Consider the following 16,612-nt stretch of genomic DNA (forward strand, 5'->3'; position numbering starts at 1 on the left):
ATCAGCGTAAAAAAACTCTCAGATATCTCATTCTTATGCAAGTATACGAAAAGTGGTGCAGGCTATGGCGTATCGCATAAAAATGTTGTATGATAAAGTGAAATCAAATCGGAAGAAGAGAGAAAGGAGTGGAAAAACTATGAAAACCATCCTGTTTGATATGGACGGCGTGCTGGTCGCCACCGAGCGCATGCATTATGAGGCGCTCAACCGAGTACTCGACCGCGCAGTCGGGCGGACGATGGACTGGGGATATTACACCCAATTCATCGGTTCGACCACGACTTTTTTCTGGAGCACGCTCGATCGTGACTTTGGACTGAACGGCCAGACCGATGCACTGCATCAGGCCTACACCCAGCAAAAGATCGAATTTTTGAAAGAACGCGGACATACCCCGGTCGACGGTTCGCCCGAGCTTGTGCGCGCACTGGCGCGTCGCGGCTATCGCATGGCGGTGGCTTCGTCCTCGCCTATGTACGAGATCACCGAAGTCGTTACGGCACTCGGTCTGGACGGCTGCTTTGAATTTTTGATCTCAGGCGAGACCGTGGAGCATCCCAAGCCCGCACCCGACATCTTTTTGCAGGCAGCGGCGCACATGAGCGTGCCGCCCGAAGACTGCATCGTCATCGAGGACTCGTCCAACGGCGTGCGCGCAGCCAAGGCGGCAGGCATGACCTGTATTGCGCTGCGCAACCCGGATTCGGGCAATCAGGATTTGACCCCGGCAGACATTATCATCGACGCACTGGGCGATGCCCTGCATCAAATCGCTGGTCTGACATATCTGGCGACCGACCGTCTGTGCCTGCGCCCGTTTACGATGGATGACGCACCGGCGCTCTATGAGCTGTGCAGTGATCCCGAGGTCAGCCGTCTGACCGACTGGAAACCGCATGAGAGCGTGCAGGAAAGCGAGGACGTGCTGCGCACGGTCTTTATGGGGACGGATACCTGGGCAATCGTGCGCGGATTCGACCGTCGTCTGATCGGCGCCATCGGCCTGATGGCTGACCCCAAGCGAGACAATCCCAACGCTCGCATGCTGGGCTACTGGCTGGGTACCCCGTATTGGGGACTGGGCTATGCGACCGAGGCCGCAAAGGTCGTCTGTGCTGAGGCTTTTGAGGAGATGGGGGTACAGCTCATCTCGGCGTACTATTATGCCGACAATACTCGTTCTCAGCGCGTGCTGGAAAAGCTCGGCATGCGATACGAGGGCAGACTGCGCGCGGCATCTCGTACCTGGGACGGCAGAATTTTTGATGAGGTGTGTCTGTCCAAAAGCCGCACCGAATATTTACAGGACTGCGCGGATGCGCAAGGGAGAACCAACGAATGAAATTAAATGTACAATCGCGCCTGCTGGTCGGTCTGACGCTGTTTTCCATGTTTTTTGGAGCGGGCAATCTGATTTTTCCGCCGTTTCTGGGTGAACAGGCCGGCACGTCGGCCATTCCGGCGCTCATCGGCTTTTGCGTGAGTGCGGTCGGCCTGCCCATGCTGGGTGTTATTGCGGTCGCAAAGTCGGACGGTCTGCCCGTTCTGGCCGGACGTGTCCATCCGATCTTCGCGTCGGTCTTTACCTTTTTAATTTATCTGTCCATCGGTCCCTGCTTGGCCATCCCGCGTACGGCGACGACTTCGTTTGAGATTGCGGCCGTACCGTTTTTGCCCGAAGGAATTTCCAATGGCACGGCGCAGCTGATCTATTCGATCGTATTTTTTGCGGTTGCGCTGGCACTGGCGCTCCGACCGGACAAGCTGACCGATCGATTGGGCAAGCTGCTTGGCCCTGCGCTGCTGACACTCATTCTGGTCGTCTTTGTCGGCTGCCTGCTGCATACCTTTGATGCACCGGGTGAGGCTGTGGGTGCGTATGTCAAGAACCCTGCCGTTACCGGTTTCTTAGAAGGTTACCAGACCATGGACACCATTGCAGCGCTTAATTTTGGTTTTATCATTGCCCTCAATATCCGGGCAAAAGGCGTGGAAGATAACCGGTTGGTGGTCGGAGAAACCTGCCGCGCGGGCGTGCTGGCGGGTATCGTTCTGTTGGCCGTTTACAGCGCATTGACCTACATCGGTGTGCAGTCGGGCACCATCTTTTCGGGTGCGGCAAACGGCACCGAGGTGCTGCGTTCGATCGTGCTCGAACTGTTCGGGCAGGGTGGACTTATCATTCTGGCGCTCATCTTTGCCATCGCCTGCCTCAACACCTGCATCGGCCTGATTTCGTGCTGCAGCGACTATTTCACCAAGATCTTCCCGTTCTGGGGCTATCGAACCTGGGCGGTATTCTTTGCTGTGGTCAGCATGCTCATTTCGAACATTGGCTTAAACCAAATCCTCAAGGTATCGGTTCCGGTGCTGGGTGCCATTTATCCGGTCGCCATCGTGCTCATCGCGCTGGCATTCGCGCATCCGTTCATCGGACGCTTTACGCTCATTTATCCGGTGTCCATCCTGCTGACCGGTGTTGTCAGCGTGCTGGCATCGCTCGACGGTCTTGGCGTTGCGCTGCCCGGCATGGGTGCGCTGCGCATGCTGCCCTTCTATGGGGACAGCCTGGGCTGGGTGGTGCCGGCCATCGTTGGTGTCATTTTGGGTATCGTGCTGTCGGCCGTGACCGGCAAAAATCGACCGTCTGCGCAGTCTGTGCAGGAGACAAAATGAAAACAGGGATTTGTGCATAATGGATAAGAACGACGCGAGAAATTGGCGAAAATCAGACCGCTATCTGTGCGGTTCATCTGGATTTCAAAAATGCAATGCACAACTTGCCGATACTTTGTCATTTTTATGGTGCGCTTTTGGCACAAATGCTTGTTGCCTCTGCGCAAATAAATGGTATAATATCAGGCGGAAAAGATTGAGGATTGTACAATTAGGCACGGCAAACGCTGCCGGAGCCGGATATGGCGGGGCCATTTGGAGGAATTAAAGTGTTACAGTTCATACAAGGGTTCAACCTGCTGATTTTTGCATTGTTCACCGTGTTCTATGCCTATCAGCTGTTCTATGTCGTCGCAGCGCTCTGGCACGATCGCAAGCGTATGCCCATGCCTGAGGCAAAGAAACAGCACAAGTTTGCGGCCATCATTTCCGCACGCAATGAGCGGGCAGTGATCAGCGAACTGGTGCGCAGCATAAAAATGCAAAATTACCCAGCAGAACTCTTAGACGTATTCGTGGTTGCGGATAACTGCACCGACGATACCGCAGAGGTTGCCGAACGCGCGGGCGCGATTGTATTCAAGCGCTTCAACCGCACCGAGGTCGGCAAGGGATATGCGCTCGACTACGCATTCCAGCGCATTGAGAAGGAATACGCATCGGCAGGCTATGAAGGCTACTTCATTTTCGATGCCGACAATCTGCTCGACCGCAACTACGTGGCCGAGATGAACAAGGTCTTTGACAGCGGCTATCGCGTCATCACCAGCTACCGAAATTCCAAGAATTTCGACTCGAACTGGATCTCGGCAGGCAGCGCACTGTGGTTCCTGCGTGAATCCAAGTTCCTGAACAATTCGCGTATGATCCTGGGCACCAACTGTGCGGTGTCCGGCACCGGTTTCCTGGTTGCTTGCGATGTACTGCGTGCACGCGGCGGCTGGAAGTATCATCTGCTGACCGAGGATATCCAGTTCTCCATCGACTGCGCCTGCGAGGGCGAGCGTGTGGGCTACTGTTCGACCGCTGTGCTCTATGACGAGCAGCCGGTCACCTTTGAACAGTCCTGGAATCAGCGTCTGCGCTGGTCGAAGGGCTTCTATCAGGTATTCGCACGCTACGGACGCAAGCTGTTCGGCGGTGTGGTGAAGCGCCGCAGCTTCTCGTGCTACGACATGCTGATGACCGTTGCACCGGCCATGCTTCTGACGCTGGCTTCGGTTGCGGTCAACGCTTTCCTGCTGGTCAGCGCACTGCTGAGCACACCGGTGGCAGTCAGCGTGGTTCGCGTCACCCTGTCGTCTATTCTGTCCTCCTTCGGCGGATTTTATCTGACCCTGCTGTTCTTCGGCGCGGTTACGGTAATCACCGAGTGGAAGCACATCAACACCACGGCAGCGCGCAAGGTGCTTTACACCTTCACCTTCCCGCTGTTTATCTTCACCTACATCCCGATCGCGATTGTCGCACTCTTCCGCAAGATCGAGTGGAAGCCGATTGCACACACGATCAGCAAGTCGATCGAGGAATTCCAGTGATTATTCTGCGGCTGACCTCCGCATGAATCTGACAAAGAGTCCTGCAAAATGCAGGGCTCTTTTTGTATGCTTTGGCTAGAAAACTTTGTCCGGGTTCGGATACTTTGCCAGTTTTTCGGACAAGCTAAAGAAGATAATTGATTCATCCTTGTAATTTTTCCGGCTTTCCTGTATGATAGATGTACTATGCACGGAAAAAAGATAGGAGGAACTGAATGCTGAACGAGTATTTAGGAAGCTTGAACAACTTCATGTACACCTACATTCTGATCTTTTTGCTGATCGGATCGGGTGTATACTTCACCATCCGGACGGGTTTTGTCCAGATCCGGCGCATCGGCGACGTTATGCGCATCCTCAAGGAGAAGTCGCGCGATGATGACGGTGTCAAACAGGTATCATCCTTCCAGGCCCTTATGATTTCCACCGCTTCGCGTGTTGGTACGGGCAACATCGCGGGCATTGCGGCGGCAATTGCAACCGGCGGCCCGGGTGCGGTGTTCTGGATGTGGCTGATGGCAGTCATCGGCGGCGCATCCGCATTTATCGAGTCTACACTCGCCCAGCTCTACAAGGTCAAGGACGGTGATTCCTTCCGCGGCGGCCCGGCGTACTATATCCAGCGCGGTATCGGCAAACGCTGGCTCGGATGCCTGTTCTCGGTCTTTCTGATTGCCTGCTTTGCTTACGGCTTTAACGGCCTTCAGACTTACAACATTGCAACCGCAATCAAGTTCTATATCCCGGATTTTGATAACAGCATGTGGCCGATGATCATTGGTATCGTCATAGCGGCGCTGACCGGTCTGGTTATCTTCGGCGGCGTACACCGTATCGGTTTCATCACCTCGGTCATCGTTCCCATTATGGCAGGCGGTTATATTCTGATTGGTCTGGTTATGATCTTCACCCATCTGTCGGCTGTTCCCGGCGTATTCAAGGAGATCTTCAGCCAGGCATTTGACGCACAGGCAATCGTCGGCGGTTTTGCCGGCAGTGCGGTCGTAACCGGTATCAAGAAGGGATTGTTCTCCAACGAGGCTGGTATGGGTTCTGCACCCAACGCGGCGGCTTCGGCAGCTGTCTCTCACCCGGCAAAGCAGGGTCTGATCCAGACGCTGTCGGTATTCCTTGACACGCTGGTTATCTGCTCGACCACCGCGATGATCCTGATGGTTTCCGGTGTACCGGTTTCGCAGGACATCACCTATGTTCAGGACGCAGTCAGCGGCACCTTCGGCCCGATTGGTATCCTGTTCATCACCATTGCGATTTTCTTCTTCGCATTCTCCAGTCTGGTGGGCAACTACTACTACACCGAGTCCAACCTGCGCTTTATCAAGGACGACAAGCGCCTGCTGTTTGTCTTCCGTTTGACCTGTCTTGCTGCTATTTTCCTTGGCGCCCAGGCAAGCTTTGACACGGTTTGGAACCTTGCAGACATCCTGATGGGCTGCATGGCGATCGTGAACATCTTTGCCATTCTGGTATTGGGCAATCAGGCGCTCAAGGTGCTGGCCGACTACGACCGTCAGCGCAAGGAGGGCAAGGACCCTGTATTCTTCGCAAGTCACATTGGCATGAAGCCGGAAGAACTCGACTACTGGCACGATGAAGATCATGTGCCCGGTTGGGATACGGAAAACTAAATGCATAGTACCGGAACTCCACTTTTGTGGAGTTCCTTTTTTTGTTGCCGAAACGCCTTATAATGTACACACAATCTACCCGGATTGTACATAGAGCGGTCATCCAATCTCCTTAATTGAACGATAAGATAGCCATAAGGACTACGGAGGGAGGAACCCCAAAATGATTGAAGTACAAGATTTGGTCAAGCGGTACGGCGGTTATCTGGCGGTCGACCACTTGAGCTTTTCGGCAGAGAAAGGGCAGATTTACGGCTTTCTCGGGCCGAATGGCGCAGGAAAAAGTACGACGATGAACATTATGACAGGCTGTCTGGCACCGACCAGCGGCACGGTCATCGTGGACGGTATGGACTTGCAGCAGGAGCCGGAAAAGGTCAAACAGCGCATCGGCTATCTGCCCGAGCTGCCGCCGCTCTACCCGGAGATGACTGTGCGAGAATATCTGACTTTTGCGGCAAAGCTCAAGAAAGTCCCCAGACTCGAACAGTTACAGCAAGTGGTGCAGGCGATGAACAAGACCGGCCTGCTGGAAGAGCAGGATCACCTGATCCGCACGCTGTCCAAGGGCTATCGGCAGCGCGTGGGACTGGCCGCAACCTTGCTTGGCAATCCGGATGTTGTCATCCTCGATGAGCCGACCGTCGGTCTTGACCCCAGACAGATTCTCGAGATCCGCGACCTCATCCGCTCGCTGCGCGAAGAGCATGTCGTGATTTTGAGCTCGCATATCCTGTCCGAGGTCAGCGCGGTCTGTGACTACATTTTTATTCTCTCTCACGGCAAGCTGGTCGCGAGCGATACCCCGGAAAATCTGGAGGCGCAGCTGCACGCAGGCGGTGCACTGTGCGCAAGCGTGCGGGCAACGCCGGAAGAGATGCGCACACTGTGCAGCGCGATGCTGCCCGGCATTCCGGTTGAAATCAGCGCAGGTGCACGTGCCGGTCAAACCGAACTGCGCTTCGGCGCGGTGGACGACCGCGTCACCGAGGATTTCTTCTATGCGTGCGCCGAGGCGAAGAAGCCCATTCTCAAGCTCGAGCGGGAAAAGGCATCGCTTGAGGAAATCTTCCTCGAGCTGACCGATGACCATACCGATGCAGAACTGGTTCTTGAGCGAGAGGAGGCGGGCGCATGAAAGCCATTTTTTCACGTGAAGTACGCTCGTACTTTCAAACCATGCTCGGCCCGGTGTTTATCGCGGTGCTGACCGCGGTGACAGGCATTTACTTTATGGTTTTGAATCTGGTCAACGGCTACCCGTATTTTTCGGCCACGATCGGAAATATGCTGTTTATGCTCATGGTTGCAGTCCCCATTCTCACCATGAAGTCTTTTGCGGAAGATCGTCACAGCCATGCCGAACAGCTCATGCTGTCCGCACCGGTTACGGTCTGGGATATCGTTTTGGGCAAGTATTTTGCAATGGTGGCAGTGTTCGCCATCCCGTGTCTGCTGTTTTGTTTATGCCCGCTGATTATCATGACCGGTGGTACGGCAAGCCTTGGAAGTGACTGGGCGGCGATTGGCTTGTACTTCCTGCTGGGCTGTGCATACATCGCCATTGGCATGTTCCTGTCTTCGATCACCGAGAGCCAGCTCATTGCTGCGGTTGCCAGCTTCGGCGTACTGCTCGTGCTCTATCTGTGGGATGCACTGGCTGAGTATTTCCCGACCAGCGCGCGCGGCAACCTCATCGGCATGATTGTGATTGTTGCCCTGCTTGCCGCTCTCTACTACGCGCTTGCACGCAATCCCTATGTTGCGGTCGGTGTGTTTGTCATCCTGACCGTAGCGCTCATCATCGCATATCTGGTCAGCAGCACGACGTTTGAAGGACTGATGGCCAAGACGTTGGGAACCTTTGACGTCTATACCGGCTTTGTCGAGCTGGCAAACTACCGCCTGCTTGATTTGACCGCGGTTGTACGCTATCTCAGCCTGGCGTTCTTTGGCGTTTTCCTGACCGTGCAGTCGTTACAGAAGCGGAGGTGGGCATAACATGTTCGGGAGAAAGAAACAGAATGAGGCAGGCCAGACCGAGCCGCAGACCAAACCGCAGGACAGACGCATTCATCTGTCTCTGCCGCGTCCGTCGGGTGCTGCCATTAAGCAGTCGTTGCACGCAGCCGGTTTCCGGCATGGTTCGTACAGTGCAGGTATGACCGCCATCGTGCTGGCCATTCTGATTGTTGTCAATATGCTGGTGGGACTGCTGCCGACCAGTACCCGCATGCTGGATTTGACCAGCAACAGCTTGTTTGAGATCGGTGACACGACCAAAACGGCGATGGAGGAACTGAGCGAGGATGTCACCCTGACCATCGTCTCTCAGCCGGACTCACTGGATACCCGTATTCAGCGTCTGGTGGACGAGTACGCATCGCTGTCCAGCCATATTTCGGTTGAGACGGTAGACCCGGTACTGCATCCGGCAGAGGCGCAGGAATTGGGTGCCGAGGACGGCACAGTCGTTGTCTCGTGTGAGGCGACCGGCGAGAGCCGCAATATCCTGTTCAGCGAGATCATCACACACACGTATTCCATGTACAGCTACGAAGCGGTTGAGGATTCGTTCGACGGCGAAGGTCAGCTGACCGCAGCCATCGTCAGCGTATCCGCGCCGACCGATCATGTCATCTACACGACCGAGGGACACGGTGAACAGTCGCTGGGCTCGAGTATTCAGGATGCCATTGATAAGGCCAATCTGAGCACTGATACGGTCAATCTGGTCGTAGACGGCGGCATTCCGGAAGACTGCGATCTGCTGGTGATCAACGCACCGCAGAAGGATCTGGACGCAACCGAAACCCAGGCCATCAAGGACTATATGGCCAAGGGCGGAAACGTCATCATCCTGCTCGCGCAGACCGAGAATGACCAGCCCAACCTCAATGCACTGCTTGCAGCCTACGGCATGCAGCGCCAGAACGGCTATATTGCCGATGCTGAGCGCTATTACAGCAACGGCTATGACATCTTCCCAGAGATCTATACCGGTACGTCGATCACGGCTGATATGACGAGCGATTCCCTGATTCTGCTGTATAACGCGGTAGGTATGCTTGAGACCGACCCGACCGTTGAGAATGTAACGCTCAGCACGGTGATGCAGACCAGTACGAATGGCTATCTGGTGACCAACGAAGGTCAGACCCAGGGACAGTATCTGCTGGGTGCGATTGCACAGCAGGAGGTAACAGCGGAGAGTGGAGAAACCACGGAAACCACCGATGAGACTTCCAACGATGCGGCAGCCGATGAGACGACCGAAGAAACCACAGAAGAGACGGAGACTCAGACCGCGACCATGTGCGTTCTGCCGGCCAGCCTGATCGACGACAGCATCATCGGTCAGTTTAGCAACCTGAGCAATCAGGATCTGTTTATGAACGCTGTGACCGCAAACTTTGACGATGTCAGCAACATTTCCATTCCGGCCAAGTCGCTTTCGACCTCGTATAACCTCATTACCGGCGCAGGTGCATGGGGTATGCTGTTCATTGCCATCATCCCGCTCGGCGTGCTCGGTGTCGGACTGGCACACTGGCTGCGCAGAAGGAGACGGGTATGAAAAAGCAAACGAGAAATCTTTGTATCGCAGCCGCGGCATTTATCGTGCTGGGCGGCGCGTATATTGCACTGGCAGGACAGCAAACCGAGGAAGAAGAGACGGTCGCAATCGAGGAACTGACCGATCTGGATGTCACAGACCTGACTTACACCAACACAGAGGGTACATGGCATCTGACCAAGACCGACGATGCGTGGAGTTATGCCGATGACGCGGCTTGTCCGATCGATAGCACGGCGGTGCAGGAGTTTGTCGACGAGATCGAAGAGATCACGGCCGACCGCAAGCTGGACAATCCGGACGCCGATGCTGATTACGGACTGGATGCCCCGGACTATACGATGGAGTTGTCCGATGGCAACCAAACCGTGACTGTGACCGCCAGCGTGCAGGATAGCGTGACCTATTTGAAGGCAAACGATACGGTCTATGCAACGACGGCTTACCTGCCTGAGGGCCTTGATCAGGGTTTGAATGGTTGGATTGAGTACGAGAATATCCCGTATGCAACCGAGGATTCCCTGACCGAAATCGTTTGGGGAGATACCACGGTGACTCGTGTGCTCGAAGAGGAGACTGCTTCTGCCGACGAGAGTGAGGCGAGCGAGGCGTCTGACAGCGAGGACGAGACCGAAGAAGAGGAAGTCACCAAGTGGCAGATCACCGACGCATCGGGCACGCGCACGATCGAACAGGACAGCACAATGGACACCTTCCTCAATGCTGTGCGTAATCTGTACGTCCTGTCGTGTGCTGACTATGGTGTGACCGATACCGCACGTAAGCAGACTTATGGTCTGGATGCACCGCAGACCCTTAAGGTCAGCTATACGACCGAGGACGGTACTGCATCTTATACCATCACCATTGGTGCTTCTGACGGCAATGGCGGATACTATGCGATGCTGGACGATAACGGTATTGTACTGGTACTAGAAGCTGAGGGCGTGGATACACTGCATTCGGTAGATCTCAGTGCATAAAATAAACAAAATTAAACAATCCCTTTTCTGAAGAAAGGCATCCCGGCCGTGTGGTCGGGGTGCCTTTCGTTTTTTCATGGGAAAGAGAAATTTTATAAATAAAAAAAGTCCTTGAAACCATCGTGAAGATGAGATCAAGGACTTTTTGGCACGCCCGAAGGGACTCGAACCCCCAACATTCAGAACCGGAATCTGACGCTCTATCCAATTGAACTACGGACGCTTGTGCTTATTTATTATAGCAAACGGGTATGCTTTTGTAAAGGCTTTCGAGGTATACTTTTTTGAACGTAAGGGCACGAATCGAGGGGGCAGGATTGACAGAACGGCTGACTTGCGATAGGATATGTCTGTGACACAGGAGGTGGTTGCTGTTGAAAAAGCAGACAAAAGAGTTGATGTGGGATGTGCTGGCCGATATAGCCGGCGGCCTGTTTTACGCGCTGGGTATCTATACCTTTGCGAAGACGGCTAATTTTGCACCGGGTGGATTATCCGGTCTGGCGCTGATTACCCATCATCTGTGGGGACTTCCCATCGGTATTATGACGCTGGTATTCAACATTCCGGTTATTTTGCTCAGCTTCCGACTGCTTGGAAAACGGTTTTTGTTTAAAAGCCTGCGTTCTATGATTGTATGCACACTGTTCGTGGACTTTTTACTGCCTGCGGTTTCGCCTCCGTATACCGGTAGTCCGCTGCTGGCTGCTCTATATTCGGGTATTTTCCTCGGAGCCGGTCTGGCCGTGCTGTATATGCGCGGTTCGTCATCCGGCGGCACTGACTTTCTCACCATGTCGGTCAAGGTTCTGCGGCCGCACATGTCGCTCGGTGCGGTTACCATGATTATTGACCTCATCATTATTTTGATGGGTTGGCCGGTATTTGGCAACATTGATTCGGTGCTGTATGGTATCGTAGCCACCGGCGTGACTTCGATCGTGATTGACAAGATCATGTACGGTGTCGGTGCTGGTAAGCTTATTATCATCATTAGCGATCACGGACAGGAGGTTGCTGATAAGATTGCCAATGCGATTGACCGGGGTTCTACGCTGATTCGCGCCATCGGTACCTATACGGGTTCCGAGCGACAGGTTTTGCTGTGCGCGTGCAATAAATCCCAGGCGTTTAAAGTACGGTCTGCCGCACATGAGGTGGACGAGAATGCCTTTGTTATGATTACCGAGACCAGTGAGGTTTACGGTGAAGGATTTTTGGAACAGAAGAAATAAAAAGCAAAAGCTCCGCGTGCAGCGGAGCTTTTTTTGTGCTTATTCGGTGCCGAATGCCAGCTTGGTAAAGGATTCGATGTCGATTGGGCGGGAGAAGAAGTAGCCCTGGGCAATGTCACAACCCATATCTCGGAGCTGATCGGCTTGGATGCGAGTTTCGACACCCTCACATACGGTAGTGATGTGCAGCTCGCGTGCCAGTTCCAGAATATTGCGCAGAATGATGCGGCTTCGGGCTTCCAGTTCGGTCGAGGACAGAAAATCACGATCCAGTTTGAGTTCGTCAATGGACAGTTTACGCAGGACATTGAGCGAAGAGTAACCCGAACCAAAGTCGTCCATAGATACCGAGAAGCCCAGCGTATGCAGTCCGGAAATGACCGATGCGATTTCTTCTGCCTTGTTGGTTGCAAGGCTCTCGGTGACCTCGATGATGATATACTTGGGGTCAAGGTCATACTTGGATACCAGTCCGTGAACGGTCTCCAGATAGTTTTTCTGATAAAACAGCAGACGGGACTGATTGACCGAGATCGGAACGATGGGAAGTCCCTCGTCCAGCCAGCGGCGCTGGGTACGGCATACCTCTTCGAAGATATACAGATCAAGCTGGGTGATGAAGCCGTTTTGCTCGAAGATCGGGATGAAGTCTCCAGGCGGTACCAGCGAACCATCCGGTCTTTGCCAGCGCACCAGTGCTTCAGCACTGACGATCTGTTCGGCGTGCAGGTCGTATTTGGGCTGCAGGTAAGCGATAAATTCGCGATTGCGCAGCGCAGCGTGCATGTGCTGTTCGATATGGTTTTTATGCTGAGCACGCTCAAGCAGGGTGTGATCGTAGAAAGCAAGGTGGTTGCCGTGCAGGTTCTTGACCTGTGCCAGTGCAGCTGCGGCACGGTCCTGCATCAGGCCGATGTTCAGTTCCTTGGAATCGTGCTGATTGACCTTGATACCGCAATAGCAGTGAATGGGGTGGCTGTCGCCCGGAACCAGCTCGAAGGCGCTGATTGCATCCATGATTGCGGTGACACGCTTGCGGATGACCGATTCATCCTGTGTGTGCAGAAGGAAGCCAAACTGATCGGCAAAACGGTGATAGTAAATTTCATCTGCACCGAGCGCACGAGAGAGAATATCGGATACACCGCACAGCAGACGGTCACCGACCGAAAAGCCGAAGGAGGCGTTGATAAACTTAAATCCGTGCAGGTCGAGCAGGACCAGCGCATAGTTTTTATCTTCACTCAGACGTGCGGCAGCGAGTTCCATAAATTTATGGGTGTTATACGCGCCGGTGATGTCATCGTAATATGCCAGGTGCTCGATGCGTTGGGTGCTGACATGGCGGATGTGATTGGTGTAGAGCAGAAGGAACGAGAACACTACGATCAGCAGCAGAATGGTCACGATGAACACAAACATCATCTGCTGATAGCCCTGATTGATGTAGTAGGCAGGAACCACGCTCACCAAATACCAGTCGTTATAGCCAAGCGTGTTGATGGTTCCCCAGTATTGCCGTCCGGAATCCTCAAACGAGAACGTGTAGGCGCTCTGCGTGGCAATGGCCTGCTCGAGTTTTTTACGGGTCTGGCTGTCGAAGTTGATCATTTCCAGGAAGTTGCCTTGTTCCTGCAAGATCTCATCGAGTGCCAGAATGGCTTCACCGTTCTGGCGAATGACTAGATTAAGTCCATGCGTGCCGAACAGCGGCTGCTGGATAATGGTGGAAAAAGAGTCCACCGAGCGAGTGGCTCCCATAACACCGACAATCTCATCGTCCTGATAGACCGGAGTCGCGTACAGAACGATATCTTTGTCGGCCAGACGATCGTGCATAATGTCGGACAGTCCCAACGTACCGTTCATGGCTGCTTCGATGACTGGCTGATCGGACATATCGACATCGGTATAGACCGAACCGTCGATATCAACCACGGTTGCCCGATAGTCTCGATCGATATAGCTCATACGAATGAAGGAATTGCGGTTGTTTTCAGTTTCCAGACGCTCGATGATACTCTGTTCATCCAGCGTATCATCAAAAAACGCCGAGACGCCTTGAATGGTCAGCAAATCGCCTTCGATTTGCTTTTCAATCGCCGTCCGGCACTGGTTGGAAATCTCTCCGAGATATTGCCGCGTCTGCTGAAGCATGACGTGATTGAGCAGTGTGAGCAGAACAACTGCGGTGACCACGAAGAACCCTATGGTACAGGCTACTATAAGGGTCATATTTCGGATTTTTCGTTGAGGATCTTTTATGGATTGTAGTTGATTCTTATTTGTCATTTCTTATACGCTCTTTCTCAGCTAAACTGACAAGTCAGGAATTGTCAGTAATATGCGGTTGGCATAACCAAATATAGTATTATTATGCCATATTCTGTGCATGTTGTCAAAGTGCGTGATGTGCCGATTGAGTGTGGATTTAAGCCCAATGGAGAGAAAGAGGTTATCAATATTGCAAAATTGCAAATGATTGTTTCAAAGTATATACAATGTTCGATGCCATATCATTATTTGCAGGATAGGTATGAGCGCGAAAGCAGAATATAGCATATTTATGTGTAACAAAAGCTGAAATATTGCGTGATTATGCGGATTTGCTTGAATTCATAAGAATGTGGTGATAAAATAATAGAAATACAGGGGAACAATGGAAAAAATCTGTGATAAAGGTACAAACAGAAAATCTTTACAAAAATATAAAAAGGTGTTATGATTTATAAAAATGAATTTAGTGACACAAAAAATATAACCTTTATTTTACAGAAATTTTGCATTGGAAAGGATAGAAGGCACAATGAAGATGAAGAGAATGATTGCGGCGCTGCTGTTGGCGGCAGGAACCTTGACTGCGTGCGGCACGGCGCAGGATGATCAGAGCACGGCGCAGAGCGAACAGGTACAGCAGGCGGAAGAGGGCGAGACCGTTGATCTGGGCGGCCTGATTGATGACAGTGTTCCGCTGAGCGGATCGCCGGCTGTGAGCACAGTTTTGACACCGGTTGCCTCGGGCAGCAGTGTCAAGAAGTCGGGCTCGGCAACTGTGGATATGTCCAATAAGACCGATGGATACATCATGGTTAAGTTTGGAAATACGGACAAGAAGCTCAAGGTGCGCGTCACTGGCCCGAGCGGTACGACGTACACGTACAATCTGACTGGCAACGACACCTATGAGACCTTCCCACTGTCCGACGGCAATGGCAAGTACACGGTCGAGGTGTTTAAGAACATTCAGGACACCAAGTACAGCAAGGAGCTTTCGACCTCCTTTGAGGTGACGCTCAAGGATGAGTTTGCACCCTTCCTGCGTCCCAATCAGTACGTAAACTACACCGAAGACAGCCAGGCGGTGGCCCTGGCGGCTGAACTGACCGCAGGCATGACCGATAACCTGGAAAAGGTGAAGACCATTTATGATTATGTCGTACAGAACATCAGTTATGACCGTCTGCTGGCTGCTAAGGTGCAGAGTGGTTACCTGCCCGACATCGATCAAGTACTGGCAAAGAAGAAGGGCATTTGCTTTGACTATGCAGCGCTGATGTCGGCCATGCTGCGCAGTCAGGAGGTTCCGACCAAGCTGGTTGTTGGCTATACCGGTTCGGTCTATCACGCGTGGATCAATGTATATTCCGAGGAAGAGGGCTGGATTGATGCAGCCATCTACTTTGACGGACAGGAGTGGAAGCTCATGGACCCGACGTTCGCGTCCAGCAACAATTCCAGTCAGGCAATTATGAAGTACATTGGCAACGGCGCTAACTATCAGGCGAAATACTTATATTAAAATAGGATGCATTGGGCGGGTACGGTTGGAACTGTGCCCGCCTGTGCGCGCTTGGGATGATACACAAATATCTTTGATATAAGGGGAGTTGTATTTTGAGCAAACAGAGCAAGATTCCGGCGGCAGAACTGGCGATTTTCTGTCAGGAACTGTATCAGCTGGTGCAGTCCGGTCTGCCGATTGCCGACGGACTGAACATGCTGTTGGAGGATGAGACCGATCGACGCACCAAGGCGTGGCTTGCACCGCTGTGTGCGCATGCAGAGGAAGGCATGCCGCTCGCGCAGGCCATGCGGCAGACCGAAGCCTTTCCCGACTACATGACCGATATGGTCGCGCTGGCCGAGCAGACCGGACGGCTGCAGGACGTACTGCCCGCGCTTTCCGCGCACTATACCAGACAGGATCGTATGATCGATGATGTCCGTCGTGCGTTTGCGGTACCGATTGCCCTGTTCTGTGTCATGCTGGCGGTTGTCTTTCTGCTGATTACGCAGGTTCTGCCGGTATTCAGCCGCGTCTTTGCACAGATTGGCGTACAGATGTCGCCGATGGCAGCCCGTCTGATGCACATCGGACAGGTGTTGAGCGGTGCGGGACTGGGTATCGCGATTGTGCTGGGCGTTGTAGTTGTGCTGGCACTGATCGTGCTGCTCGTACCGGTACTGCGGGCGCGTGTGACCGGCTTTGTGCGCTTCCATCTGGGTGGACGCGGTGTATTTGGCCAGATTGCGGCAGCACGTTTCGCGTCTGCGATGGCGATGGCGGCAGCGAGTGGCCTGATGATGGACGAGGCGGCCGAACTGGCTGGAAAGCTGTGCGGTGGTGCCAAGCAGATCGATGAAAAGACCGCGCTGTGCGTCCAGAAGATCGCCGACGGCGGCAGCACTGCACAGGCATTGTCCGAGAGCGGTCTGTTTTCCGCACGTGATGGCCGTCTGCTTGCGCTGTCCGAGCGCACCGGTTCGATGGCTGAGACGCTGGAACAGGTCGCAGAGCGTATGCAGGAAGATACCCTGCGTCGGATCGATGGCTACATCGGTGCGATCGAGCCGACCATTGTTATTTTGACCGCGCTGCTTGCCGGTGTGATCTTGCTGTCGGTCATGCTGCCGCTCATGAGCGTCATGTCCACCATCGGTTAAGGGAGGA

The 16,612-nt window shown here is 53.4% G+C and carries 12 protein-coding genes and 1 tRNA gene; 11 read left to right on the forward strand and 2 right to left on the reverse strand.

What is annotated here, in order from left to right; genetic code table 11:
- The first annotated feature begins 139 nt into the window (after positions 1 to 139).
- The 8 genes from B5F17_RS00925 (at position 140) to B5F17_RS00960 (ending at position 10,426) form a co-directional block, all read left to right on the forward strand.
- Positions 140 to 1,345: a GNAT family N-acetyltransferase gene (locus B5F17_RS00925; protein ID WP_162608037.1), complete on the forward strand. Its 1,206-nt coding sequence runs from the start codon at positions 140 to 142 to the stop codon at positions 1,343 to 1,345.
- Complete coding sequence (gene brnQ, locus B5F17_RS00930) at positions 1,342 to 2,679, forward strand: branched-chain amino acid transport system II carrier protein (protein WP_087369913.1); 1,338 nt, start codon at positions 1,342 to 1,344, stop codon at positions 2,677 to 2,679. Before B5F17_RS00925 ends, brnQ begins: the two co-directional genes overlap by 4 nt.
- A gap of 269 nt (positions 2,680 to 2,948) precedes the next feature.
- A complete protein-coding gene (locus B5F17_RS00935) occupies positions 2,949 to 4,217 on the forward strand; it encodes a glycosyltransferase family 2 protein (RefSeq protein WP_242968682.1) in 1,269 nt (422 codons plus the stop codon).
- Positions 4,218 to 4,432: 215 nt separating this feature from the next.
- Positions 4,433 to 5,866: an alanine/glycine:cation symporter family protein gene (locus B5F17_RS00940; RefSeq protein ID WP_087369917.1), complete on the forward strand. Its 1,434-nt coding sequence runs from the start codon at positions 4,433 to 4,435 to the stop codon at positions 5,864 to 5,866.
- 163 nt (positions 5,867 to 6,029) lie between these two features.
- A complete protein-coding gene (locus B5F17_RS00945; protein WP_087369919.1) occupies positions 6,030 to 7,004 on the forward strand; it encodes an ABC transporter ATP-binding protein in 975 nt (324 codons plus the stop codon).
- Positions 7,001 to 7,867 (forward strand): ABC transporter permease, encoded by an 867-nt coding sequence (locus B5F17_RS00950; RefSeq protein ID WP_087369921.1) that lies wholly within the window; start codon positions 7,001 to 7,003, stop codon positions 7,865 to 7,867. Before B5F17_RS00945 ends, B5F17_RS00950 begins: the two co-directional genes overlap by 4 nt.
- 1 nt (position 7,868) lies before the next feature.
- Positions 7,869 to 9,443, forward strand: coding sequence for a GldG family protein (locus B5F17_RS00955; RefSeq protein ID WP_087369923.1), 1,575 nt, complete (start codon positions 7,869 to 7,871; stop codon positions 9,441 to 9,443).
- On the forward strand, positions 9,440 to 10,426 hold the full coding sequence (locus tag B5F17_RS00960; RefSeq protein WP_162608038.1) for a DUF4340 domain-containing protein: 987 nt from the start codon (positions 9,440 to 9,442) through the stop codon (positions 10,424 to 10,426). The genes B5F17_RS00955 and B5F17_RS00960 overlap by 4 nt, the downstream gene beginning before the upstream one ends.
- A gap of 146 nt (positions 10,427 to 10,572) precedes the next feature.
- Here B5F17_RS00960 and B5F17_RS00965 read toward each other — a convergent pair.
- Positions 10,573 to 10,649: transfer RNA gene (locus tag B5F17_RS00965), tRNA-Arg, on the reverse strand.
- A gap of 151 nt (positions 10,650 to 10,800) precedes the next feature.
- On the opposite strand from B5F17_RS00965, the gene B5F17_RS00970 reads away from it, so the two are divergent.
- Complete coding sequence (locus B5F17_RS00970; RefSeq protein ID WP_016148204.1) at positions 10,801 to 11,661, forward strand: YitT family protein; 861 nt, start codon at positions 10,801 to 10,803, stop codon at positions 11,659 to 11,661.
- Positions 11,662 to 11,700: 39 nt separating this feature from the next.
- Here B5F17_RS00970 and B5F17_RS00975 read toward each other — a convergent pair whose 3' ends face one another.
- Positions 11,701 to 13,896, reverse strand: coding sequence for a bifunctional diguanylate cyclase/phosphodiesterase (locus B5F17_RS00975; RefSeq protein WP_162608039.1), 2,196 nt, complete (start codon positions 13,894 to 13,896; stop codon positions 11,701 to 11,703).
- A gap of 571 nt (positions 13,897 to 14,467) precedes the next feature.
- Between B5F17_RS00975 and B5F17_RS00980 the strand changes: the two genes are divergently transcribed.
- The gene (locus tag B5F17_RS00980; RefSeq protein ID WP_242968683.1) at positions 14,468 to 15,460 is read left to right on the forward strand and encodes a transglutaminase family protein; all 993 of its coding nucleotides are present in this window, start codon (positions 14,468 to 14,470) and stop codon (positions 15,458 to 15,460) included.
- Between the two features lie 95 nt (positions 15,461 to 15,555).
- Positions 15,556 to 16,605 (forward strand): type II secretion system F family protein, encoded by a 1,050-nt coding sequence (locus B5F17_RS00985; RefSeq protein WP_016148201.1) that lies wholly within the window; start codon positions 15,556 to 15,558, stop codon positions 16,603 to 16,605.
- Positions 16,606 to 16,612: the final 7 nt, after the last annotated feature.

The sequence above is a fragment of the Butyricicoccus pullicaecorum genome, assembly GCF_002160355.1.
Classification (GTDB): domain Bacteria; phylum Bacillota; class Clostridia; order Oscillospirales; family Butyricicoccaceae; genus Butyricicoccus; species Butyricicoccus pullicaecorum.